At 69.2% G+C, this 22250-nt stretch carries 22 protein-coding genes; 10 read left to right on the top strand and 12 right to left on the bottom strand.

The window, feature by feature from the left end:
- The first annotated feature begins 9 nt into the window (after window positions 1-9).
- Window positions 10-1014 carry an aminopeptidase gene (locus tag H565_RS0101540; RefSeq protein WP_034408011.1) on the top strand — a complete coding sequence of 335 codons (1005 nt, stop codon included), beginning with the start codon at window positions 10-12 and terminating at the stop codon, window positions 1012-1014.
- Window positions 1015-1064: 50 nt separating this feature from the next.
- Here the strand turns inward: H565_RS0101540 and H565_RS0101535 are convergent, their stop codons facing one another.
- Window positions 1065-1769: a 50S ribosomal protein L25/general stress protein Ctc gene (locus tag H565_RS0101535; protein WP_027459486.1), complete on the bottom strand. Its 705-nt coding sequence runs from the start codon at window positions 1767-1769 to the stop codon at window positions 1065-1067.
- A 311-nt stretch (window positions 1770-2080) separates the two neighbouring features.
- Between H565_RS0101535 and efp the strand changes: the two genes are divergently transcribed.
- From efp to accC, 3 genes are all read left to right on the top strand, one after another.
- On the top strand, window positions 2081-2638 hold the full coding sequence (gene efp, locus H565_RS0101530; RefSeq protein WP_027459485.1) for an elongation factor P: 558 nt from the start codon (window positions 2081-2083) through the stop codon (window positions 2636-2638).
- A gap of 111 nt (window positions 2639-2749) precedes the next feature.
- Window positions 2750-3277: an acetyl-CoA carboxylase biotin carboxyl carrier protein gene (gene accB, locus H565_RS0101525; protein WP_027459484.1), complete on the top strand. Its 528-nt coding sequence runs from the start codon at window positions 2750-2752 to the stop codon at window positions 3275-3277.
- 182 nt (window positions 3278-3459) lie between these two features.
- Window positions 3460-4800 carry an acetyl-CoA carboxylase biotin carboxylase subunit gene (gene accC, locus H565_RS0101520; RefSeq protein ID WP_027459483.1) on the top strand — a complete coding sequence of 447 codons (1341 nt, stop codon included), beginning with the start codon at window positions 3460-3462 and terminating at the stop codon, window positions 4798-4800.
- Between the two features lie 135 nt (window positions 4801-4935).
- On the opposite strand, the gene H565_RS0101515 is transcribed toward accC, so the two are convergent.
- Window positions 4936-5160: a hypothetical protein gene (locus H565_RS0101515; RefSeq protein WP_027459482.1), complete on the bottom strand. Its 225-nt coding sequence runs from the start codon at window positions 5158-5160 to the stop codon at window positions 4936-4938.
- Window positions 5161-5494: 334 nt separating this feature from the next.
- Window positions 5495-5803 carry a hypothetical protein gene (locus H565_RS0101510; RefSeq protein ID WP_027459481.1) on the bottom strand — a complete coding sequence of 103 codons (309 nt, stop codon included), beginning with the start codon at window positions 5801-5803 and terminating at the stop codon, window positions 5495-5497.
- Between the two features lie 54 nt (window positions 5804-5857).
- On the opposite strand from H565_RS0101510, the gene H565_RS13950 reads away from it, so the two are divergent.
- Together H565_RS13950 and rnr are read left to right on the top strand one after the other, a co-directional pair.
- A complete protein-coding gene (locus H565_RS13950; protein WP_051363356.1) occupies window positions 5858-6685 on the top strand; it encodes an exodeoxyribonuclease III in 828 nt (275 codons plus the stop codon).
- A 216-nt stretch (window positions 6686-6901) separates the two neighbouring features.
- On the top strand, window positions 6902-10690 hold the full coding sequence (rnr, locus tag H565_RS13945; RefSeq protein ID WP_245576143.1) for a ribonuclease R: 3789 nt from the start codon (window positions 6902-6904) through the stop codon (window positions 10688-10690).
- Window positions 10691-10760: 70 nt separating this feature from the next.
- Here rnr and H565_RS0101495 read toward each other — a convergent pair whose 3' ends face one another.
- Together H565_RS0101495 and H565_RS0101490 are read right to left on the bottom strand one after the other, a co-directional pair.
- Window positions 10761-11873 (bottom strand): App1 family protein phosphatidate phosphatase, encoded by a 1113-nt coding sequence (locus tag H565_RS0101495; RefSeq protein WP_027459480.1) that lies wholly within the window; start codon window positions 11871-11873, stop codon window positions 10761-10763.
- A 70-nt stretch (window positions 11874-11943) separates the two neighbouring features.
- Complete coding sequence (locus H565_RS0101490; protein ID WP_027459479.1) at window positions 11944-12708, bottom strand: SDR family NAD(P)-dependent oxidoreductase; 765 nt, start codon at window positions 12706-12708, stop codon at window positions 11944-11946.
- 58 nt (window positions 12709-12766) lie between these two features.
- Between H565_RS0101490 and H565_RS0101485 the strand changes: the two genes are divergently transcribed.
- Together H565_RS0101485 and H565_RS16520 are read left to right on the top strand one after the other, a co-directional pair.
- Window positions 12767-13996: a S8 family serine peptidase gene (locus tag H565_RS0101485; protein WP_027459478.1), complete on the top strand. Its 1230-nt coding sequence runs from the start codon at window positions 12767-12769 to the stop codon at window positions 13994-13996.
- A 29-nt stretch (window positions 13997-14025) separates the two neighbouring features.
- Entirely contained in the window at window positions 14026-14196 is a 171-nt protein-coding gene (locus H565_RS16520; protein ID WP_169726642.1) for a hypothetical protein, read from the top strand.
- 6 nt (window positions 14197-14202) lie between these two features.
- Here H565_RS16520 and H565_RS0101475 read toward each other — a convergent pair whose 3' ends face one another.
- From H565_RS0101475 to tdh, 5 genes are all read right to left on the bottom strand, one after another.
- Window positions 14203-14523, bottom strand: a complete 321-nt coding sequence (locus H565_RS0101475) for a non-heme iron oxygenase ferredoxin subunit (RefSeq protein ID WP_027459477.1) — start codon at window positions 14521-14523, stop codon at window positions 14203-14205.
- Window positions 14524-14534: 11 nt separating this feature from the next.
- Window positions 14535-15401: a VOC family protein gene (locus H565_RS0101470; RefSeq protein ID WP_027459476.1), complete on the bottom strand. Its 867-nt coding sequence runs from the start codon at window positions 15399-15401 to the stop codon at window positions 14535-14537.
- Window positions 15402-15461: 60 nt separating this feature from the next.
- A complete protein-coding gene (locus H565_RS0101465) occupies window positions 15462-16460 on the bottom strand; it encodes a ribose-phosphate diphosphokinase (RefSeq protein WP_027459475.1) in 999 nt (332 codons plus the stop codon).
- A 187-nt stretch (window positions 16461-16647) separates the two neighbouring features.
- The gene (dnaJ, locus tag H565_RS0101460) at window positions 16648-17766 is read right to left on the bottom strand and encodes a molecular chaperone DnaJ (protein WP_027459474.1); all 1119 of its coding nucleotides are present in this window, start codon (window positions 17764-17766) and stop codon (window positions 16648-16650) included.
- A gap of 81 nt (window positions 17767-17847) precedes the next feature.
- The gene (tdh, locus tag H565_RS0101455; RefSeq protein ID WP_027459473.1) at window positions 17848-18885 is read right to left on the bottom strand and encodes an L-threonine 3-dehydrogenase; all 1038 of its coding nucleotides are present in this window, start codon (window positions 18883-18885) and stop codon (window positions 17848-17850) included.
- A gap of 184 nt (window positions 18886-19069) precedes the next feature.
- On the opposite strand from tdh, the gene H565_RS0101450 reads away from it, so the two are divergent.
- On the top strand, window positions 19070-19495 hold the full coding sequence (locus H565_RS0101450; RefSeq protein ID WP_027459472.1) for a hypothetical protein: 426 nt from the start codon (window positions 19070-19072) through the stop codon (window positions 19493-19495).
- On the opposite strand, the gene mqnB is transcribed toward H565_RS0101450, so the two are convergent.
- Entirely contained in the window at window positions 19485-20126 is a 642-nt protein-coding gene (gene mqnB / locus H565_RS0101445; RefSeq protein ID WP_027459471.1) for a futalosine hydrolase, read from the bottom strand. The two genes, H565_RS0101450 and mqnB, sit on opposite strands and share 11 nt — an antisense overlap.
- 54 nt (window positions 20127-20180) lie before the next feature.
- The gene (locus H565_RS13940; RefSeq protein ID WP_034402311.1) at window positions 20181-20918 is read right to left on the bottom strand and encodes a TVP38/TMEM64 family protein; all 738 of its coding nucleotides are present in this window, start codon (window positions 20916-20918) and stop codon (window positions 20181-20183) included.
- A gap of 174 nt (window positions 20919-21092) precedes the next feature.
- Here H565_RS13940 and H565_RS0101435 point away from each other — a divergent pair, with 174 nt between their 5' ends.
- Window positions 21093-22088, top strand: a complete 996-nt coding sequence (locus H565_RS0101435; RefSeq protein WP_027459470.1) for a polyprenyl synthetase family protein — start codon at window positions 21093-21095, stop codon at window positions 22086-22088.
- Window positions 22089-22250: the final 162 nt, after the last annotated feature.

Genomic DNA, 22250 nt, shown 5'->3' with positions numbered 1-22250 from the left:
ACTGCGCTCATGAAAGCCTGGGGGGTGGGGGGTGGCCTCATGCTGGTCCTGAGCGGCTGCGGCGAGATTCAGTATCTGGCGCAGGCGGCGCAAGGTCAGCTCGACCTGCTGGGGCGGGCGCGGCCTGTGGCCGAGGTGAGAGCGGACCCCACGACCCCACCGGAAACCCGGCGCAAGCTGGCGCTGGTGGAGGAGGTCCGGACCTTTGCGCTCAGGGAGTTGGGCCTGCCTGACCGAGGAGCCTACCGCAACTTCGTGGACGTAGGCCGCCCTTTGGTCGTCTGGAACGTGTTTCGAGCGCCAGAGTTTGGGGTAGAGCTGCTGACCTCCTGCTTTCCGGTGGCTGGGTGCGTGGGCTACCGGGGGTATTTCCGGGAGGCCTCTGCACGGGCCTACGCGCAAGCGCGGCGAGCAGCGGGCGAGGACGTGCGGGTGAGCGGGGTGACCGCCTACAGCACGCTGGCCTATCCCGACCCCACGCTGATTCGCACCGTGATTCACGAACTCGCCCATCCCGCCGTGTACGTGCCCGGCGATACCGTCTACAACGAGTCGTTTGCCACCACGGTCGAGGAGGAAGGCTGGCGGCGGTGGCTTGCGGCTCGCGGCACGCCCGAACTGGCGGAGGCCGACCGGAGAGCGCGGAAGCGGGCAGAGGCGTTCGAGGCCCTGCTGCTGGAGACGCGGGCAGAGTTGCAGACCCTCTACGCGCAGCCCCTCGCGCCGGAAGAGATGCGAACGCGCAAGGCGGCGGTGCTCTCCGACTTGCAGGAGCGCTACGCGGCGCTAAAGGCGAGCTGGGGCGGCTACACGGGCTACGACGCTTGGTTCGCCGCCGGGGTCAACAACGCGGCCCTCGCGTCGGTCGCGGCGTACGCCGCGCTGGTGCCCGACTTCAGGGCGGCGCTGACACGGGTCGGCGGCGACCTTCCCGCCTTTTACGCACTGGCACGGGCTTGCGGCGAGCGGCCCCAGGCAGAGCGGGCGGGGTGCTTACGGGGGCAAACACCCTAAAAAAAGCTGGGACCCCACGGGGGAATCCCAGCTTGGACGAGCGGGGCAGCTCAGCCCTGGTTGGTTTCGCTGTTGCCCTCGGCAGTCTCGCTGGCCTCGGCCTTGACCTCTTCAATGCTGGCGTCGCCCTCCAGCACGGCGGCGGCAGCCTCCTCGGAGAGTTCGCCCGCGGCGACCAGCCCGGCGACTTGAGCAGCCTGGGTCTCGGCTTCCAGCTCCTCGGCGGTGAGGCGGGGCGGCAGCACGCTGATGACCACGAGGTCTTCGTCCACAGCGAGCTTGACGCCTTCGGGGAGGCGAATCTGCCCGGCGGTCACGTGGTCACCGATGTTCAGGGCGGTGACGTCCACAGTGATTTCTTGCGGAATGCGGCGCGGGCCAGGGGCGATAACGTCGAGGCTATGCACCACGATGTCGACCAGACCGCCCATGACCTCGCCCTGGCTGCGGCCCGTGGTGTGCACGGGCACGCTGACCTGCACCGGCTCGCCGTAGGTCACCAGGTAGAAGTCGGCGTGAATGGCCTCACGGCGGCGCTTGTCCATCTGAACGGCCTTGACCAGGGCCGGGAAGGTCTCGCCGCCTTCCAGAACGATGTCAAAGAGGCCCGTGGTGCCCTGCTGCCGGAAGGCGCGGTCAAAGGCCCGGCGCTCGATGGCAAAGGAGACGTTCTTCTCCTTGTTGTAGGCGACGGCGGGAATCATGCCAGGGGCCAGCTTCTGCTGGCTGGTGCGGGGAATGGCTCTCAGTTCCATGATGGGTGTTTCCTCCGGGGGTCCGCAGTGGCCGCCTCACCCGCTCCGCGTCCCGGCTCAAGGTGCCCAGGGTGGGGGCGGGGGCCATGCAACCCTGGCAGTGTAGCAAACCGGAAGGGGGGCGGAAACGGGGGGCTCCGGAGCGCTCGGCCCTGCCCCCCACCGCTCTGCTAGAATCTGGCCTGTTGCCGAGCGGCCCCTGGCAGACCGAAGAGGAGCGCCCCGGCCCAATCCAAGCGGCACCAAGCGGCACAAGACCCCAGCACGGCCCGCGCCCTCCCGGCAGGGCCGGAAACGAGGAGAACAGACCTATGATTAGCGTGACGGAACTGCGCAATGGCACCAAAGTGGAGATGGACGGCGGGCTGTGGGAATGCCTGGAATACTCCCACCTCAAGATGGGACGCGGCGGGGCCAAGGTGGTCACCAAGTTCCGCAATATGGAAACCGGCTCCATCGTGGACCGCACCTTTAACAGCGGTGAAAAGCTCCAGGACATCTACGTCGAGGGCAAGAAGATGCAGTTCCTGTACAAGGACGGCTCGGACTTCGTGTTCATGGACTTAGACACCTATGACCAGGTGCACCTGCCTCCCTCGCTCGTTGGCGACGCCGCCAAGTTCATGAAGGAAAACACCGAGGTTGAGGTGGCGATGTACGGCGAAAAGCCCCTGAGCATCACGCTGCCCAACCAGGTCATTCTCAAAATCGTCCAAACTGACCCCGGCGTGCGCGGCGACACCGTCTCTGGCGGCACCAAGCCCGCCACCCTGGAGACGGGCGCGGTCGTGCAGGTGCCCCTCTTTGTCGAGCAGGGCACCGACGTGAAGGTCGACACCCGCACGGGCCAATACCTCAGCCGCGCCTGATGCCCCCTTTCCGGAACGCCGCCTCCCTGGTCTGGGGGCGGCGTTTCCTTTGGCCGTTAGACTCGGTTCAGTTCACCCCCCATACGCCTTCTTGCCCTTTCCGGAGGAGCCATGAACCCAGATGACCTGAAAAAGATTCTCGACGCCCTCAAGGCAGCGGATGTGCGCGAGTTCAGCCTGACGACCGGCAGCTTCGCCCTTGACCTCAAGCGTGGCCCGCAGGTGGCGGGCATGGCGGCCCCGGCCCCGGCTCCCACTCTCCCCGCGCCCAGCTTCCCGCCGCCCGCCGCGAGCAGCGCAGCCCCCGCGCCCGCAGAAGCTCCGGCTCCGGCCCCCGTCACTCCTGAGAGCACTCCTGCCGAGCCGCCCGCAGCGGCGGCCCCCCCGGCCAAGCCCGCTTCTGCCGGAACCCCCGTCAAGGCTCCCATCGTGGGCACCTTCTACGCGGCGAGCAGCCCCGACGCGCCCCCTTACGTCAAGGTGGGCGACACGGTGCAGCCCGGACAGGTGCTGTGCATTATCGAAGCGATGAAGCTGATGAACGAGATTGAGGCCGAGACGGGCGGCGTGGTGCGCGAGATTCTGGTGAAAAACGCCGAGCCGGTGGAGTACGGACAGACGCTGTTCATCATCGAGTGAGCCGTCCGCTGAGGGCTAAAGGCTGAAAGGAGTTCCGGCTGTTTCGTGACCACATCGCAAAAGCGCTGCTTTGTTCACGCCATGCCCAGAACCCTTTGTTCTCCTTCTCACTCCGCTCGGCTGCAAGGGTTACAGGTCTACCTTTCTAGCGGAGGACGTATGAAAGCTGAGGGCCGAGAGCTGTGTTCAAAAAAATCCTAATCGCCAATCGCGGCGAAATCGCCCTACGCGTCATTCGCACGGCGCGGGAGATGGGCATTAAGACGGTGGTGGTGTATTCTACCGCCGACGAGAAGAGCCTGCCCGTGCTGCTGGCCGACGAGTCGGTGTGTGTGGGGCCGCCCGCCAGCAACGCCTCGTACCTCAACATTCCCAATATCCTCTCGGCGGCGCTGATGACCGGGGCCGAGGCGATTCACCCCGGTTACGGCTTTATGGCTGAAAACCCCGACTTTGCGGAGATGTGCCGCGAGCACGGGTTGGTGTTTATCGGTCCGACGCCGGAATCCATGCGGGCGCTCGGCAGCAAAGCGGGCGGGCGCGACATCGCCGCGCAAAGCCGGGTGCCCGTCGTGCCGGGAACGGGCGTGCTGGAGGACGTCGACGCCGCGCTCCTGGCCGCCAAGCAGATTGGCTACCCGGTGCTGCTCAAGGCCAGTGCGGGGGGCGGCGGGCGCGGACAGAAAGTCGTGCGGACCCAAGAAGAGCTGCGCTCGGCCTTTGGACAAGCGCAGGAGGAAGCGCGGCTGTACTTCGGCGACCCCGCCATCATCATGGAGAAGTTCTTGGAGGAGTTCCGGCACGTCGAGGTGCAGGTCATGGGCGACGGCCAGGGCCACGTCATCCACATCGGCGAGCGCGACTGTTCTATTCAGCGCCGCAACCAGAAACTGATTGAGGAAGCGCCCTCGACCCTGCCCCAATCGCTGCGGCAGGAGATTCTGGACGCGGGAGTGCGCCTCGCCCGGCACGTGAACTACGCAGGGGCGGGCACGCTGGAGTTCATCGTCGACCGGGACGGCAACTACTACTTCATGGAGATGAACACTCGCATCCAGGTCGAGCACTGCGTCTCAGAGATGATTTCAGGCCTCGACTTCGTGCGCCTCCAACTGCAAATCGCGGCGGGCGAGGGCCTGCCCCTTCGGCAGGAGGACGTGCAGCTGCGCGGCCACGCCATCGAGTGCCGCATCAACGCCGAAGACCCCGACAAGGATTTTCGTCCGGCAGCGGGCAAAATCGACGACGTGCACTTTGCGGGCGGCCCCGGCGTGCGGGTCGACAGTCACGCCTACGCAGGCTACGTGATTCCGCCCCACTACGACTCGCTGATTGGCAAGCTGATTGTCCACCATGACACTCGCGAGCAGGCCATCAGCCGCATGAAGCGGGCACTCGAAGAGACCGTGATTCACGGCCCCAAGACCACCATTCCGCTTTACATCAAGATTATGGACAATCCGTTTTACAAGCGCGGCGCGGTGATGACCAACTTCTTAAAAACGCGCATGGAACTGCGTTAGAAAAAGACGGTCCAGAGGGCGCGGATTGAATCTGCGCCCCTCACTCTTTGCTGCGCAAGGCCCTCTCCTACGAGGGGAGAGGGCCAAAACAGTACTCGTTTGAAACGCTGTGGTCTATCTGTTAAACAAGCCAGCTCACTCGCCGGTGAGGATGTTCTTGTTGCGGTTCTCGCGGTCCTCGATGATTTTGCCGAGGATGAAGAACGTGGGGGGCCAGAAGCCCACGAAAAGGCCGCTCCGCTGCTTTTCTTCGCCTTCTTTATCGCCCGCACCGCCCTCTGCTTTGCCAGCAGTAAAGGAGCCAGCGGACATCGCCATCGAAACAAAGCCGAGCACGTACATCAGGTTGGACAGTTTCATCGTGGGACCTGCCTTTCGAGTAAGACTCTCGGAGCGGGGAACCCTGCCCCGAAGCACGGCCCAACTCTCGCCCGGCCTTTCCTCCCAAAACGTAGAAGGCACCACGTTTTAAACGTTCCGTGGAGCCTTCAACAGGAGGGCTTAAATACTCTGCGCAGGGGCCGGGCGGTCGCTGGCCCCTTCACGCAGCAGAACGAGGTCTAGGGCGAGGAACGGTTCTACGGCATGGGGCGTTCCGCTGGTCGTCCCTTTGGGAGGGTCGTGAAGGGCCAGCCCGTGTTGCTTTTCCCCTCGCGTTGCTTGGCAAACGCTCAGGAATCAGCGCCAGCTGGCCTCACTTATCGAAGCGCTCGTATCCAGCGGCGCTGCGGCGCTGAGCACCGCGGGCGTAGTCGAGTTGCATCTCGACCGCCTCATGACGGCCCTCGGTGAAGGTGCTGACCGGAATCCAGTAATTCAGGCGGTCGTCACCAAGCTGCACCCACAGCCGCTCTTCGTCGGCGGCGTCGCGCCAGAAGGTGACATGCGCGAACTCATTCTTCTCGGCCCAGGCCCGCACGTCTTCCAGCACGCGGGCGGCGCGGGGGTGGGTCAGCTCGAACTCGCGGCCATCCTGCTCGTTGCGGAACTTGATCTCGACCATACTGCCCCCAGGGTACCCGACCGTAGGCTCCGTCATCCGTTATCCTCCGCGCCGATGCGCCCCGCCCCGCTGCCCGCCCCCCTCAAGGTGACTACCCTCAACGTCAATGGGATACGCAGCGCCCTGAGAAAGGGCCTGGAGGGGTGGCTCACCCGCGAGGCCCCCGACGTGCTGCTGCTGCAAGAGGTCCGCGCTGACCCCATGCCGGAGCTGTTCGCAGCCCTGGGGTACGCCAGCGCGTGGTTTCCGGCGCGGAAGCCCGGCTACAGCGGGGTGGCCATCCTGAGCAAGTTTCCGCTGGAAGACGTACGCCCCGGCATGGGTCACCCGGAGATGGACGCCGAGGGCCGGGTTCTCAGCGCGGTGGTGGGCGGGGTGCGATTTGCCAGCGTGTACCTGCCCAGCGGCAGCTCTGGCCCCCAGCGGCAGAGCTTCAAGGACCGGGTGCTGGCCGACTACCACACCTGGACGGTGCAGACGCTCGCGCAGGGCCTTCCGGTCATTATCGGCGGCGATTACAACGTGGCGCACCGCGAACTCGACCTCAAAAACTGGCGGGGAAATCGCGGCAACAGCGGCTTTTTGCCCCACGAACGCGCCTGGATGACCGCCCACCTCGCCGCGGGCCTGACCGACACGCACCGCGCTGCCCTGGGCGAGCGGGCCGAGTACACCTGGTGGAGCAACCGGGGTCAAGCCTACGCCAACGACGTGGGCTGGCGCATCGATTACCTCCTCGCCGCGGGGACTGAGGTTCGGGGGGTGGCCGCCGACCGCGCCGCCCGCCTCAGCGACCACGCCCCCCTGACGGGCTGGGTCGAGCGGGATACCCAACGTAACGGGCAAGCGCCGCCGCCCCGCTGCTCCCGCGTGATAGACTGAGTGCGCTGCCGGGTCATAGGACTGCGCCCCTGCCCCCCGCCTCCGGGCACTGCTGCGGCAGGTGGGAGAGCCGGGCGCGACCCGCGACAAGCGTGAGACCCCCTGCCCCTGGGCGAGAGTGCCGCTTTCGGGCTGCCGCCTGCCCCGCTGCACGCGGCCCTGCCCGGCGACCGACCTCCATATAGAGTCCCACGGGCGCGTCCTGATAGGTGAGGAATGCCCAGAGCAAACAAGGAGCGCGTGGTGCCCGGCGAGCCGCAGCGCACCGCCTCCGAAGAACAGACCAATGCCGCCGAGCTGCCCACCCCTGCGGCGGCGCAGCCCCCATCCCCGGCCCGCCCCCGGCGCGGACGCTCGGCCAAGGTGGCCGCAGCAGCGTCCCCGGAACAGGCAGCCCCTCAAGACCCCCCTGCGGCGGAGGACACGGAGACCCCGCCGCCCCCCCAACCCCGCCGGGGCCGCTCGGCGCGGACAAAAGCAGCTCAACAGGCCGGAGAAGCGGCTGGAGAAACGGCCACTGCGCCAGACTCCGCAGCTCCCGCGGCGCTGGCAGCGCCGACTCCCGACGTAGCCGCCGCCCCCAAGCCCCGCCGGGGCAAGCGGGCGGCGGCCCCGGCCCCCGCGGCTGAAACCGAGCCAGAAGCGCTGACCGCTGCGCCGACCCCGACCGAGCCGGAAGACCCGGCCCCCGCCAAGCCCGCTCGCCAGAGCCGCACGCGGAGCGCGAAGAAAACGGCAGTGCCAGCGGCGGCACCAGCCCCCGAACCCACCGCTGAATCCACCGAACCCGCGGCAACCCCCGCGAAGCCGCGCCGCAGCCGCCGCAAGGCGAGCACCCCCGACGACCTCGGCTCTGCCGCCCCCTCGCCAAACGTGCGGCCAACCGTGGCGAGCGAGCCGACCGACCCCGTGTTGCTGGAGGTGCCCAAGCCTCGGCGCGGACGCCGGGCGAGAGCCGGGGCGGCGGCGACCCCCGAACCCGACCCCGCCGAGACTCCGCTGAATGCGGTGCTGGGCGGCGTGGAATCCGTGGCGGTGGAGGCGGCGGCGACCCCCCAACCCGCGGGGGAAGCGCCCGCCCCGGTGCTGACCCTGGCGGGCGACGGGCAAGCCGATACGCCTGAACCCCTCGTGGACCTCCCGCACGGGACCCCAGACGGGGAGGAGGACGAGGGCCGCGCCGAGGCGACCGCCGAAGCGCCCGATGACCCTGCCCGCAGCCTGGTGGTGGCGCAACTGCGCAAGGTGGGGCGGCCCATCCACGTGCGCGACCTGGAACGCACCTTTACCCGCCAGATGCTCGACCGCTTGGGGGGCTGGCGCGACCTCGAAGCGCTGCTGGACGACCTGACCCGCAGCGGCACCGTGATTCGCACCCGCAAGCGGACCTACGGCCTCCCCGAAGCGATGAACCTCGTGCGGGGCCGCTTTCAGGCGTCGGCGGCGGGCTTCGGCTTCGTGGTGCCGGACAGCGGCGGCGAGGACTTCTATGTTGCCCCTGAACACACCCTGGAGGCTTGGAACGGCGACATCGTGTTCGTGCGGATGGAGGGCCGGGGCGACGGCGGGCGCGGGGGCGGCCCCCGCCGGGGCCAGCGCGGGGACGGCAACCCGCGGGCATCGGTGGTCCGCATCGTGCAGCGGGCCTATAAGCAGCTCGTGGGCACGCTGGAGTTCAGCAAGGGCCACCCCATCCTCAAGCCCGACGACCACCGCGCCCGGCACCGCATCCTGCTGCTGCCGCAGGGGATTGAGGAGTTGCACAGCGGCGCAAGGGTCGTGGCCGAGCTGTACTGGCCCGAACAGACCGGAGAAGACGAGGTCTTTGGGCAAGTCACCCGCGTGCTCGGCGAGCAAGACGACCCCGCCACCGAAACTGAGGCCGTCATCGTCAAGTACGGGCTGCGCGGCGAGTTCCCGGCGGACGTGCTGGAGCAGGCGAATGCCATCCCCACCCAGATTCCGCCCGAAGCACTTGTGGGACGGCTCGACCTGCGCGAGTTCAACATCTTTACGGTCGATGGACGCGACGCCAAGGACTTCGACGACGCCATTCACATCCAGCCCACGCCGGAGGGCACCTTTGTGGTCGGCATCCATATCGCGGACGTCAGCCACTACGTGACCGAGGGCAGCCCGCTGGACAAAGAAGCCTACGCCCGCGCCACCAGTGTGTATCTGCCGGGCCGGGTGCTGCCCATGCTGCCCGAACACCTCTCCAACGGGGTGTGCAGCCTGGTGCCCTTTGAAGACCGCCTCACCCTGACGGCGCTCGTCGAACTCTCGGCGGAGGGCGACATCCTGAGGGTGCAGCTCGCGCCCTCGGTCATCAATTCCAAAGCGCGGCTCACCTACGACGAGGTGCAGGCCTACTCGGAGGCGACCGCCACCCTGCCCGAACACGCCCGGCACCTCGAAGGTGACCTCCACCTGCTGCTCAAGATGACGAGCAAGCTGCGCCAAAAGCGCCTGCGCGAAGGCTCGCTGGACTTCAAGCTGCGCGAGGTCAAGGTGGATGTGGGGCCGGGCGGACGCATGGAGCTGATTCCCATCCGCGAGGAAACGGCGCGGGGGATGATCGAGGACCTGATGCTCCTCGCCAACAAGGTGGTGGCCCACGAGCTGCTGCAACGCGAGATTCCGGCCCTCTTTCGCATCCACGAGGAACCCACCCTCCAGAAGTTCCAGGAGGCGACGAACGCGCTGGCGCGGCTGGGCCTGTCTTTCCCCGGTGGGGAACCCACCCCACAGGCGTACCAGGCGGTCCTCAAGGGCGTGCGCGGCACCGGACGCGAGAGCGTGGTCAACACGCTGCTGCTGCGCTCGATGCAGCAGGCCAAGTACGCGGGCGAGAACTTGGGGCACTTTGGCCTCGCCTTTGACGAGTACCTGCACTTCACCTCGCCCATTCGCCGTTACCCGGACCTGCTCGTGCACCGGGTCCTCAAGGGGATGCTGACGGGCGAGCTGCGGGCGAACAGCCGGGCGGCAAACGAACTGCGTGCCCGGCTGCCGGGGATGGGCGAGCACACCTCCGAGCGCGAGCGGGCGGCAGCGGAAGCCGAGCGCGACCTGACGAAGTACTACCAGGCCAAGTGGGCGCAGGAGCACCTCGGCGAGAGCTTCCCCGGCCACGTGTCGGGGGTGGTCGCCAGTGGCCTCTTTGTCGCCCTGGAAAACGGCGTGGAGGGCAAGCTGCACATCTCGCACCTCGACGACGACTACTACATCTACCTTGAAGACGCACAGATGCTGCGGGGCCGCTCGAACGGGCGCATTTTCCGCCTCGGCGACCCCATCACCGTGACCATCAGCCAGGTCAACCCCCTGGCCCGGCAAATCGATTTCACCCAGGAGACCGATATGGAAGGCAACCCCATTCGCCCACGCGCTCGCCGCCGCGAGGACCGCGAGGCCGAGAAACGCGAGAAGCTGCAAACGGTGAGCACCTCCGCGCCGCGCAAGTTCACCCTGGACGACCCCCAGCCCGCCGCTCCGGCCCCCCGCCCCACGCGGGGAGGCCCGCAGGGCGGGCGCGAGGGCCGGGGGGCGAGTGGCGGCAGCGGCGGCGGGCGCTCTGCCGGGGGCCATCAGGGCGGGCAAAGCGGCGGACGCGGGGGCCGCCGGGTCATCACTCTGGAGCGCCCGCGCAATGAGCACCTGCGCCCGGTAAACATCACCGTGCAGCGGATGTACTTCGGAGACTGGACCGTGGAAAACCTCCCGCCCGACGAGGGGGGCCACGGCGACGGAGGCCGCCGCTTCGGGGCCGACGGACGCCCCGGCGACCGCAGCGGGGGCCGCGGCGCGTACACCCGTGGCGCGAGCGACCGTGGGGCCGTCCGCGACCTCAACGGTCGCTCCAGCAGCGCCCGCAGCGGGGCCGCCCGCGCTGGCCAGCCTCAGGCCCCGCAGGGCGACGCGGGAGCGGGCGGGGGGGGCGGAGACGGCCACCGCCGCCGCCGCCGCCGGGGCCGCCGGGGCGGAAGCGGCACCCAGAGCTAGGCCCAGGCGATAGGCCAGCGGACCGGAGGTTTTCCCCCGGTCCGCTGTCTTGGCTGGCGGCTGCCCTCCCTTACGTCTCGTACGTCCGCGCCACGCTCGTCAGCACGCTGCGGAACTCGCCCGGTGTAATCAGACCCATGCTCATCGCGTGGCTGGCGGCGTTGAGGCTGTCGGCAGCAAGCACGAGGTCCACTCCGGCCTTGCGAACCTCCTCGCGCAGCTTCAGGACACCCTCATCGCGGCTGGCTTCCGTCACGTCGCGGATGTATACGGCGAGCACCCGGTCAGGGTGACGGTGCACGACCTCGGCATAGATTTCGGGGTCTTTCTCACCGCTGTCCCCGATAAGCACGAACTTCAGGTCGGGATACCGCTCAAAGAGACGCTCGATGACTCCATGCTTGTAGCCCCCATGCCCGGCCAGCAGGTCGAAGCCCCAGTTGCGCAGGAACATCGGCCCCAGCGGTATGCGGCGGTAGTCGAGGAACTGCCACAGCAGGTCGAAGAAGTTCCAGGGGCTGCTGGAGACGTAAAAGATGGGGTTGCGGGCCTCGCCCTCGCGGGTGAGCGCCCGGTAGAGCGCCCCCACGCCGGGAAAGGGGAGGCGGGTGCGAGCGTTTCCGGTCAGGGCGGTCATCAGCATGCGCGGCAGGCTGGTCACGTCCGACTGAATCACGGTGTCGTCAAGGTCGCTGATGATGCCGAAGCGGGCCTCCGAGACGACTTGCACGCGGGCGCGAGTGCGGCCCTCGCGGCCTTCAATCTGCAGCTCCGCCTCGTGCCAACCGGGGGCGAACGGCTCTGCGCCGGGCGGGGGGGCAAAGACCAGAGTGAAGTAACCGTCGCTGCCGCTCACGTCGCTCGCGACGGCCCCGCCCAGGGTGCCCGTCACGGGTACCCCACCCACCTCCCGCGAGAGCAGCCGCCGCAGCACGTTGCGGAAGTTGCGCCAGCGGGGGTCCCCCTTGCGGGCCGGGGCCAGGGTGCGGGGCAGCAGCACCCGCCCTTGCAGTTCCACCGTTTGCGGGGTGCCCCACCCCACATAGGGCTGCAAGATGAGATTGCCCCGCGCCCGCCGGGGCTGCACGTATCCGCTCACCGCGTGGTCAAGGGCCAGCAGGCCGCGCTCCAGCAGCGGCAGCGCCCTTTTGAAGGCTGTCTTGGCTGTCTTGGCGACACTCATGTCGGGGTCAGTGTACGGGGGTGGCCGCCCCGCTTGGCCCGCCGGGGCCTGAAGGGAAGCTTGGGGTGGACTACTGCTCCCCCTCCCGGTGGTCATAGCGCCGCCGAATGAGCAGCCCCGATATCCGGTCTCCCAGCGCAGGGAAAAAGTGGTCGAGGGCGGCAAGGAGCGCGTACACGCGCGGCACAATGACCTCGCGCCGGGGGTGCTCCAGCACGTCCGCCACAGCCCGCGCCACAATCTCCGGGCCGGGCATGGGGAGGCGGGCCGAGGCCGTCATCTCGCTGCGGACAAAGCCGGGGGCAATCAGGCTGACCGTAACGCCGCTGCCCCGCAGCTCGCGCCGCAGCCCCAGCGAAAACCCGCGCAGGCCGAACTTGCTCGCCGAATACATGCCGTTGGTGGCCGCCCGCCCCGCCACCGAGCCGATGTTGACGATGTGGCCCCGGCCCCGCGCCCGCATGGCGGGCAGCACCAACCGGGTGAGTTCGATAGGAGCTTCGAGGTTGACCCGCAGCACCCGCAGGGGGTCGGGGTCGTCCCACCACCAGCCGCGCTCGACCGTCACGCCCGCGTTGTTGATGAGCACGTCTACCGGGCCGAACTGCGCTTCCGCCGCCGCCAGCAGCGCCCGGCGCTCGGTGTCCACGGTCACGTCGGTGGGCACGGCGAGCACCCGCGAGCCGGAGGGGTCGAGGCGGCGGGCCAGGGCCGCGAGGCTCTCGGCGCGGCGGGCGGCGAGAACGAGGCGGTGGCCCCGCGCCGCGAGCGCTTCGGCGGTAGCGAGGCCGATGCCGCTGGAAGCCCCGGTCAGGAGGACAGTCTGGGGGGTCATGCCCCGCATGGTAGGCGGTCCTCAGCCGCCCGTCAGCCTCAGCCGCCAGACTGCCGGGATGAACCGGACCCGCGCCCTTCTCCTCTGCGCTGGCCTGCTGGGGGCTTCGGCCCTCGCCGCGCCGCGCCTCGTGCCGCTGCCTGCGCTGCCCGCCCTGCCCGAACTTCAGCCGGAGCCGCCGCGCCCGCAGCCCCCCGCGCCGCTGCTGCCGCTCGACGCCGTGCCCGCGCCACCCCCCCGCCCCTCCCCCACCCCGGCCACCTACCGCCCCCCTGACCCTCTCTTCCCGCGGCAGTGGAACCTGACGGCGGTGGGGATGCCGGGGGCGTGGGCACAGCTGGCGGGCACGGGCCGGGGCGCTCCGGTCACGGTGGCCGTGCTCGACACCGGCTTTGTCAGCACGCCCGAACTCGCCGGGCGGCTGCTCAAGGGCTACGACTTCGTGTCGGACCCGGCGCGGGCCGGGGACAGGGACGGGCGCGACCCCGACGGCAGTGGGGTGGGTGAGTATGCCTATCACGCCGAGGTGATCGGCAACCTGATTGGAGCGGCACACGACGGGCGCGGCATGGCCGGCATCAACCCCCGCGCCCGCATCGTGCAGGTGCGGGTGGCCGGTCAAGACGGCCTTATCGACCCGCAAGACCTCGCCGACGGGCTGCGCTGGGCGGCGGGTCTGGCGGTCGCGGGGGTGCCCACCAACCCCAACCCGGCGCGGGTGCTCAACCTCAGCCTGTACGCGGACTTCATCCCGCTGAGCGGCTGCGACGCCCGCATTCAGGCCGCCGTGGACGCGGTGACGGCGCGGGGGGCACTGGTCGTCGCGGGGGCCGCCAACGACGGGGCCGACGCGAGTGGGTACTCGCCCGCGGGGTGCCGGAACGTCCTGACCGTGACGAGCGTGTCGGAGGGAGGCCAGCGCCCTGGCTATGCCAACTGGGGGCGCAGCGTGGCCCTGGCCGCGCCTGGAGGCGAGCGGGGGCGAGGCATCCTGGCGAGCAGCGTGAGTGGGCCGGGCGGCGAGCGCACCCCGGACGGCACCAGCCTCGCCGCCCCGCACGTGGCGGGAGTCGCGAGCCTGCTGTTTGGCCTCAAGCCCACCTTGACGCCCGCGCAGGTGCGTGACCTGCTGCTCCGCACGGCCACCCCCTTTCCGGGTGGGCGCTGCGACCCCGACCCGCAGCGCAGTTGCGGTGCGGGACTGCTGAACGCGGAAGCGGCGGTCCGGTCTGTCCTGGCCCCCGCCCCCGCGCCAAGTGGGACGCTTCGCCCCGGCGGGGTGCGCTAGGCTAGGGCCATGCTGACCTGGAGGACCCTGTGAATGCTCCCGCTTGGCGCATCTGGCTGGTCGTCGCGCTGATGTGCGGCTGGGGCATCCTGGGGATTCGCTTCTTTCAGCGCGGCGAGACCATCTTCGCGCTGCTGTGTGGCCTGCTGTTTTTGAACAACGCCTACACCCTGTGGCGGCTTACCAGGGGCGGGCGCTAGCTCCCTTCACAGCGCCTCAACGAACACTTCGCCCGCCTCGCGCACCGTGCGGTAAATCCTCACGGGCTTGACGGCGGGCAGCGCTTTTGCCTTCCCCGTCGCCAGCTCAAACTTGGCCCCATGCTTGGTGCAGGTGATGCGCCCATCACTCACCTCGCCGCCGAGCAGGGGAAAATCCTTGTGGGTGCAGTTGTTGCGTAGGGCGTAAAACTCGCCCTCGTAGCGGACGACCACCACGCTCTGGCCGCCCACCGTCACCTCGGTCTGGCTGCCCTCCGGCAACTCGGCTTCTCGGCCCACCCGCACCCGTTCTGTTCCCTCGCTCATCGCCCCGGAGTCTAGCCGCCCGCAGCGGGAGAGGCACGGAGGATCAGGCGCAGGCCCCAGGGGTCGGCGAAGGCGAGCGCCCCGGCTTCTTCCGCAGCGGGAACACCCAACGCCGCGAGCCGCGCCCGCGCGGGGGCGAGGTCAGGAACGAGGATCTCGACCTCACCCAGTCCGGTAGCGGGGGCCAGCGGACGGCCCGCCCCACGGGTCTCCCACTCGTTGAGGCCGAAGTGATGGTGATACCCCCCCCACGAGAGAAACGCGGCCCCGCGCCACTCGGCAACCGGGTGCAGGTCCAGCGCCTGCGCGTAGAAACGGGCAGCCCGCGCCGCGTCCCCCACCCGCAGATGCACGTGGCCCAGCCGGGTGCCGGGCGCGGCCCCACGAAACGGCCCGGCGGCCTCGCCCACCGCGAGCAAGCCGGGCAGGTCCAGCGGCAGGGTGTCCATGCGGACCTGTCCGCCCGCCCAGCTCCACTCCTCGCGGGGGCGGTCGCGGTAGACCTCCACCCCGTTGCCCTCCGGGTCCGTCAGGTAGAGGGCTTCGCTGACCAGGTGGTCGCCCGCCCCCAACCGGACCCCCAGCGCCGACGCGTGCCGCACCCAGCTTCCCAACGCGGCGCGGTCCGGCAGCAACAAGGCCGCGTGAAAGAGTCCTGGTCGCCGCGGCTCCGGCGCAGGCAGGTCGGGGCGGCTTCGCAGCCGCAGCCATTCGGCCTCGCCCACACCCAGTGCGGCTTCTTCTCTGTTCTGGCGCAGCACCGCCAGCCCCAGCACTTCCGCGTAAAAGGCGGTCAGGCGCGGCAGGTCGCGGACCAACAGGGTCACCGCGCCCAACTGGGGCCAGGCGGAAAAGTCCAGAGCAGCAGGGTGGGTCATGCCCAAGTCTAGCCCTGATGCTTTATTTTTTCAACCGCTTGGCTTTTTGAGGCTCGTTTGTCAGGAGAACAGCGTGCTGACGCTCTCGCCCGTGTGGATGTTGGCGATGGCGTTCGCAAAGAGGGGAGCCACGTCGAGGACGGCGAGCTTGCCGTTGGCGGCGCGAATCTTCTCTTCGGGAACAAGCACCGTGTTCGTGCTCGCGACCTGGGTGACGTCGAGGGCGGCAATGCGCTGGATGGCCGGACCGGTGTACACGCCGTGGGTGACGGCGACATAGACGTCCTTGGCCCCCATGCTGCGGGCCACGTTCACCGTCTCGACGAGGCTTCCGGCGGTGCTAATCTCGTCGTCCACGATAAAGACGGTCTTGCCTTCCACGTCCCCGATGAGGGCGCGGGGCCTCACCTCGGTGTCTGAGAGGCGCTCTTTGTCAATCATGGCGAGGCCCGAATCCAGGCGGCGGGCGATTTGCGAAGCCCGCTTGATGCTGCCCGCGTCGGGGGCCAGCACCACCCCCTCGTGGGCATTCGACACGCACTTTTTGAAGTGCTCGCTGAGGACGACGTCCGCCGAGAGGTGGTCCACCGGAATCTTGAAAAAGCCGTGCACCTGCGGGGCGTGCAGGGTCATGGTGAGCACCCGGTCAGCCCCCGCCGCTTGCAGCAGGTCGGCCATCAGGCGGCCCGCGATGGAGATGCGCGGGCTGTCTTTTTTGTCGCTGCGCGAGTACGAGTAGTACGGAATGACCGCCGTGACCCGGCCCGCCGAGGCGCTCTTGGCGGCGTCAATCATCAGCATCAGCTCCATGATGGCGTCGCTGACCGGGGTCGAAAAGCTCTGCACGATAAACACGTCGCCCTCGCGCAGAGACTGCTCGTAATGCACAATCAGATTGTCATTGGTGAACTTCTCAGTTTTGCTTTTGCCCAGGGGCACCCCCAGGTTGTCGCAAATCGCTTGGGCCAGGGGGCGGTTGCTTTGGCCAGAAAAAACCAGCAGCGGCTGGCGGCGGCTTTGGGTGAGGCGCTTGGCGAGAGGACTTTGAGAGACAGTCACAGTGGGGGACCTCCGGGGACGGCAGCGGGGGGGGTGCAAGGGGCTAGGATGTGTCGCCGCGGGGCGCGGGCCGCACAGCAGCATACCCGCCCCTGATACCTTCGCGCAGGGGGCGGGCAGGAGCAGGCACCGTTCCCCTGGCGGGAACACCTCCCCTGTTCTGCTCCCCCGCTTCTCAGCAACGCCTTCAGTCGCCGCGCCCGAACAGCTTGCCCACCTTGCCGAGCAAGCCTTCTTTGTGCTCGCTCACCTCGTCGCCGACCGCGCGAGCATAGGCGTGCAGGGCTTCTTTCGCTTCCGGGCTGAGCTGCGAGGGCTTAGGCACGGTGAGCTGATACTCGACAATCAGGTCGCCCACACCCGACCCCTGGAGCCGGGGCATTCCCCGCCCGCGCAGGCGGTGCAACTCGCCGTGTCCGGTGCCCGGCTTGACCTCCACCGTCTGCGGGCCGTCGAGGGTGGGCACGGTGATTTCGCCGCCCAGCACGGCCTTGGCAAAGCCGATGGGTGCCGTGTAAATCAGGTGCTCCTGCTCGCGCCGCAGCTCCGGGTGGGGCTGCATTTCGATATGCACGTACAGGTCGCCGTTCCCGCCCGGTCCGTGGTGCCCGCGCCCGGCCACCCGAATGCGGTAGCCCTCGTCGATGCCGGGGGGGAGCTTGACGGACACCTGCTCGGTCTTCAGTGTGTGGCCGCGCCCCTTGCAGACCGTGCAGGGGTCCACAATCGTCTGACCCTCGCCCCGGCAGGTCGGGCAGGGCTGCTGGGTTTCCACCACCCCGAAGATGGTTCGCGCCTGCGCCCGCACCGCGCCCACGCCGCCGCAGGTCGCGCAGGTTTTGGGCGGCTGCCCGCCGGGTTCGCTGCGGCGGCCCTGGCAGTGCTCACAGACCGTCAGACGGTCCACCTCGACCTCAATCTCTTCGCCCGCGCGGGCCTGCTCCAGGGTGACGCGCGCCTCGACCTCGATGTCATCGCCACGGGCTGGACCCCGGCGGCCCCCCCGCGCCCCGCTCAGGCCGCCAAAGAGCTGCTCGAAGATGTCCATCGGGTCAAAGCCCATCCCGCCAAAGGGGTCCCCGCCGGGCATCCCCGCCCCCGGAGCCGAGCCGAAGCGGTCGTAGTGCGCCCGTTTCTCCGGGTCCGAGAGAACCGCATAGGCCTCGTTAATCTTGGCGAACTGCTCGGCGGCACCCGGTTCCTTGTTGCGGTCGGGGTGGAACTTCAGGGCCAGCTTGCGGTAACGGCTCTTGATTTCGTCGGCGCTCGCGTCCCGCGACACGCCCAGCAACTCGTAATAGTCCATGATGTCGTTTTGCCGGGCCTGCACCCGACCTCCGACGCCAGGTTAACACGACCCCACTCAAGAAAAGTAGGCGTGCCCGGCCTACCGCCCCGCTTCCCAGTCGAGGAGGACCTTGCCACTTTGTCCGCTCAGCATGGCATCAAAGCCCCGCTGAAAGTCGTCAATGGGAAAGCGGTGGGTCAGGATGGGCGTGAGGTCGAGGCCCGACTGGATAAGGGCGGTCATCTTGTACCACGTCTCGAACATCTCGCGGCCATAGATGCCCTTCAGGGTCAGCATCTTGAAGATGACGGCGTTCCAGTCGATGTCGACCCGGCCCGCCGGAATCCCCAGGATGGCGACCTTGCCGCCGTGGTTCATGACCCCCACCATCTGGGCCAGGGCCGCCCCAGAGCCGCTCATTTCCAGGCCGACGTCAAAGCCCTCCGTCATGCCGAGTTCGGCTTGGGCGACCGCCCAGAGGTCTTCTTTGGCGACATTCACGGCGCGGGTAGCCCCCATGCGGCGGGCGAGGTCCAGGCGGTAGTCATTGACGTCGGTCACGACGACATTCCGCGCCCCTACGTGCCGAGCGACGGCGGCGGCCATCACGCCGATAGGCCCCGCCCCCGTAATCAGCACGTCCTCACCCACAAGGTCAAAGGAGAGCGCGGTGTGGACCGCGTTGCCGAAGGGGTCAAAGATGGCGGCCATCTCGTCGGGAATGTCGTCCGGCAGCTTGAAGGCGTTGAAAGCGGGCAGCACGAGGTACTCGGCAAAGGAGCCGGGGCGGTTGACGCCCACCCCCAGCGTGTTGCGGCAAAGGTGCCGCCGCCCGGCGCGGCAGTTGCGGCAGTGCCCGCAGGTGACGTGTCCCTCGCCGCTGACCCGGTCGCCGATGGCGAAGCCGCGCACCTCGGACCCCATGGCGACCACCACACCCACATACTCGTGACCCACAATCATGGGCACGGGAATCGTGCGCTGCGCCCACTCGTCCCACTTGTAGATGTGGACGTCCGTGCCACAGATGGAACTTTGCTTGATGCGAATCAGCAGGTCGTTGGGGCCGGGGGTGGGCACCGGGGCCTCCACCATCCACAGCCCCTCGCGGGCTTCCTGCTTGCTGAGGGCCTTCATGGTGGTGGGGAGGGTGGGCGTTGGCGCTGGGGCGGAAGCAGTCATGGCAGGGGGGTCCTCGGAGAAACGCTCGGAAAGACTCGGAGAGAAAGGAAAGACGGGAGACGAAGCCGCCAAACAACCCCCGCAGGATACTGCTCGGTCCTGGGTGCAGCGGGGTGCTCCGCCGCGCTAGCCTGCCCGTATGAGCCAGCCCCTGACCCCCCCGCAGCAGTTTCGCAGCACCCAGAGTGGCCGCAATGTCGTGCCGGGCTGGACGAACCTCGTGCCGGAGCGGCCCGACACGGTCGAGATTCAACTCGACCTCAACCCCGACGACTACGGGCGCGAGCACGCCCTCGTGCTGGCCGAATACTGGGCCACCCCCGACGACGTGACCCTGCAAAGCATCCTCCCGGTGCGCGCCTTTCGCGAAGCGGCGGACGGCTGGTGCGTGTTCGTGCCCTCGCAGGGGCGGGTGCTGCTGCGGGCCATCGACCCGCAACCTTCCCCCCCAGTCTTGGCGAGCCAGTGGCTGAACATTGACCCCCAGACCCCGCCGGGAACCGTGGTGAGCGTGGCCATCCAGTTTCCCGGCACGGCGGCGGGGGCAGCCCCGCTCAGCAGCTAACTCCAGGACCTGTCAGCAGCCCCTCTAGCCCCCGGCGGACTGCCGCAAGGGCGGCGGGCAAACGCCACGCGGCCCGGTCGCGGGGGCCGACGGGGTTGCTCACGCCGCGCAGCTCCAGCGCGGGAACACCGGCGAGGAGGGCAGCGTGGGCCACCCCCGCCCCCTCCATCCCCTCGGTGAGCGCGCCGGGGTAGCGGGCGACGAGGGCCTGCGCCCCTTCCCGGCTGCCTGTCACCGTGCTCAGGGTGAGGGCTGGCCCGTACCCCGCCCCCAGCCGGGCGGCGAGTGCCCGCGCCCCCTTCCAGACCTCAAAGGCCCCGGCGTGTGCCCCCGCGGGCAGCACCGACAGCCCCAGCGCACCGAGGCCCAGAAAGGTGGGGCCGTCCCACGCGCCGAGGTCGGCCTGCACGATGCGGGACGAGACCGCGAGGTCGCCGGGCGTGAGGCCGCTGCCCGGATAGGCCCCGCCCACCCCCGCGCTGACGGCGAGGTCGTACCCGCTCCGCCCCAGCGCCGACGCCGTCGCCAGCGCCGCCGCGACCGGGCCGACCCCACTGACGACCACGTCGGCAGGAAGGTCCGCGAGTGGGGCCGCTTCGGCGGCGGTCGCCACAACAATCAAGACGCGCATGGCCACACCCCCATGCCCCCCACGGTAGCGCGGGCGAGCCTGCTCCCCTTCTTCTCAGCTGCCGGGGTGCTCGGCGCTCTTCCCTCGCCCGCGCCGCTGCCGCGCCCGCCACCCCAGCCACCAGCGCCCCAGCACGCCCAGCCCCACCAGCGCCGAGAGCAGCCCCAGCCCCCAGGCCAGCCGCCCCGCCGAGCCGCTGAGCCACACCACCAGCGCGGTGACAGGCAAGGCTCCGGCAGCGGTAGCGACCATAAAGGGCCGGAAGCCCATCCCCGCCGCCCCCGCGACGAGGTTGAGCACGTCGGCGGAGAGCACGGGCATCAGGCGCACCAGCAGCACCCCTTGCAGGCCGTAGCGCTCCGCAAAGGTGTGGGCCGCCGCCCGCGCCCGCTCGCCCGCCAAGGCCCGCACCAGCGGGTCACCGAGCGCCCGGCCCAGGCCGTACCCGGCGGCGGCTCCCAGCAGGGTGCCCAGGTAAACGAGCACGAAGCCCTCGACCGGACCATAAGCGCGGGCCGTCACCGCCGTCATGACCAGGGCGGGCAGCACGGGCACCGCCGCTTGGAGGACGAACCCCGCGAGCAGCGCGAGCGGCCCGGCCCAGCCCAGTTCCTGCACAAAGGCGCGGGTGACCGCCGGGTCGCGGGAGGTCAGGGCCGCCCAGCCCTCGCCCACAAAGGCCCGTGCCTCCGGCGTCAGCCCCAGCGCCGCCAACCCCAGCACGAGGAGGGCGGGCAGCCCCCAGCGCAGCGCCCAGGCCGCTCGGCGGGGCGAGGGAGAAGCGGAGGTCATGGCGGCAGTGTAGAGGGGACGGGTGGGGAGGGGTTCTGTCTGTTTCGTGACCAAACCGGAAAAGCCCCGGTTTGGTCACTCCACGCCCGGAACCCTCCTTTCTCCTCCTCGCTCTGCTCAATCGGAGTTCATAGGAGGCGAGACCTCACTTCTGTCCCGCTATGCTGCCTCCCGATGCACCCTGACCTGCTGACCCGCGTGCTGTCGCTGCTGCCCTCGCCGCCAGGGGCGACCCGCCCGGAGCTGGCCCAGTTCTATGAGCTGCTGCGCGACTACCCGCAGCGCGGCGGCAAGGGCCTGCGCTCGGCGCTGCTGCTGGCCGCCGCGCGGGCGCACGGGGTGCGAAGCGGCACTCCGGCCTGGGAGGGAGCGCAGTGGCTCGCGGCGGCCCTGGAACTGTTTCAGAACTGGGTGCTCATTCATGACGACATCGAGGACGACTCTGAAGAGCGCCGGGGCCGACCTGCCCTGCACCGTTTGCACGGGGTGCCACTGGCCCTCAACGCGGGCGACGCCCTGCACGCTTACATGTGGGCCGCCGTGCACCGCAGCGGCGTGCGGGGCGCTCCGGAAGAGTTCCTGGCGATGGTGCACCGCACCGCCGAGGGCCAGCACCTCGACCTGTGCTGGGTCGAGCGCTGCGAATGGGCGCTTTCCGAAGCCGACTATCTGGAGATGGTGCGCCTCAAAACCGCCCACTACACCGTGGTCGTCCCCCTGCGGCTGGGGGCGCTCGCCGCCGGACAGACCCCCGACGAGCGCTTCACCGCCGCCGGACTCCGGCTCGGCGCGGCCTTTCAGATTCGGGATGACGTGCTCAACCTGCGGGGCGACGCGGCCCACTACGGCAAGGAGATAGGCGGCGACCTGCTGGAGGGCAAGCGCACCCTCATCGTGCTGCACTGGCTGGCGACCGCCCCAGCTGACCAGCGAGCACTCTTTCTGGCGCAAATGGCCCTCCCCCGCCCCGACAAGGACCCCGCCGCCATCGCCCAGATTCACCGTTGGCTCCTGCAGAGTGGCAGCGTAGAGCACGCCCAAGCCCGCGCCGACGCTGAGGCGCATGAGGGCCTCAGCCTGCTGCAAGAGGCCCTCGCGCAGGCCCCCGACCCCTCCGCCGCCCGCGAGCTGGTCGGCACGCTGCGGGGGCTGGCGACGCGGGAGGCGTAGGGGGCATAGGGGGCTTGTGGCTGGTGGCGTGTGGCTTGTAGAGCGAAAAGCGCCAGCGTCCGCCCCTGCCCTCCACAAGCGACAAACCACGGGCTACGCGCCCTCCAGCCGCTCGCGCAGCACCTCAGCGGGGAGCTGGCCCTTTTGCGACCAACTGCGGCC

This window comes from Deinococcus murrayi DSM 11303 (genome assembly GCF_000482805.1).
In the GTDB taxonomy this organism is placed as follows: Bacteria; Deinococcota; Deinococci; order Deinococcales; family Deinococcaceae; genus Deinococcus; species Deinococcus murrayi.
Note: the sequence above shows the minus strand (reverse complement) of the source record. Positions and strands in the feature narration are given on the sequence as shown.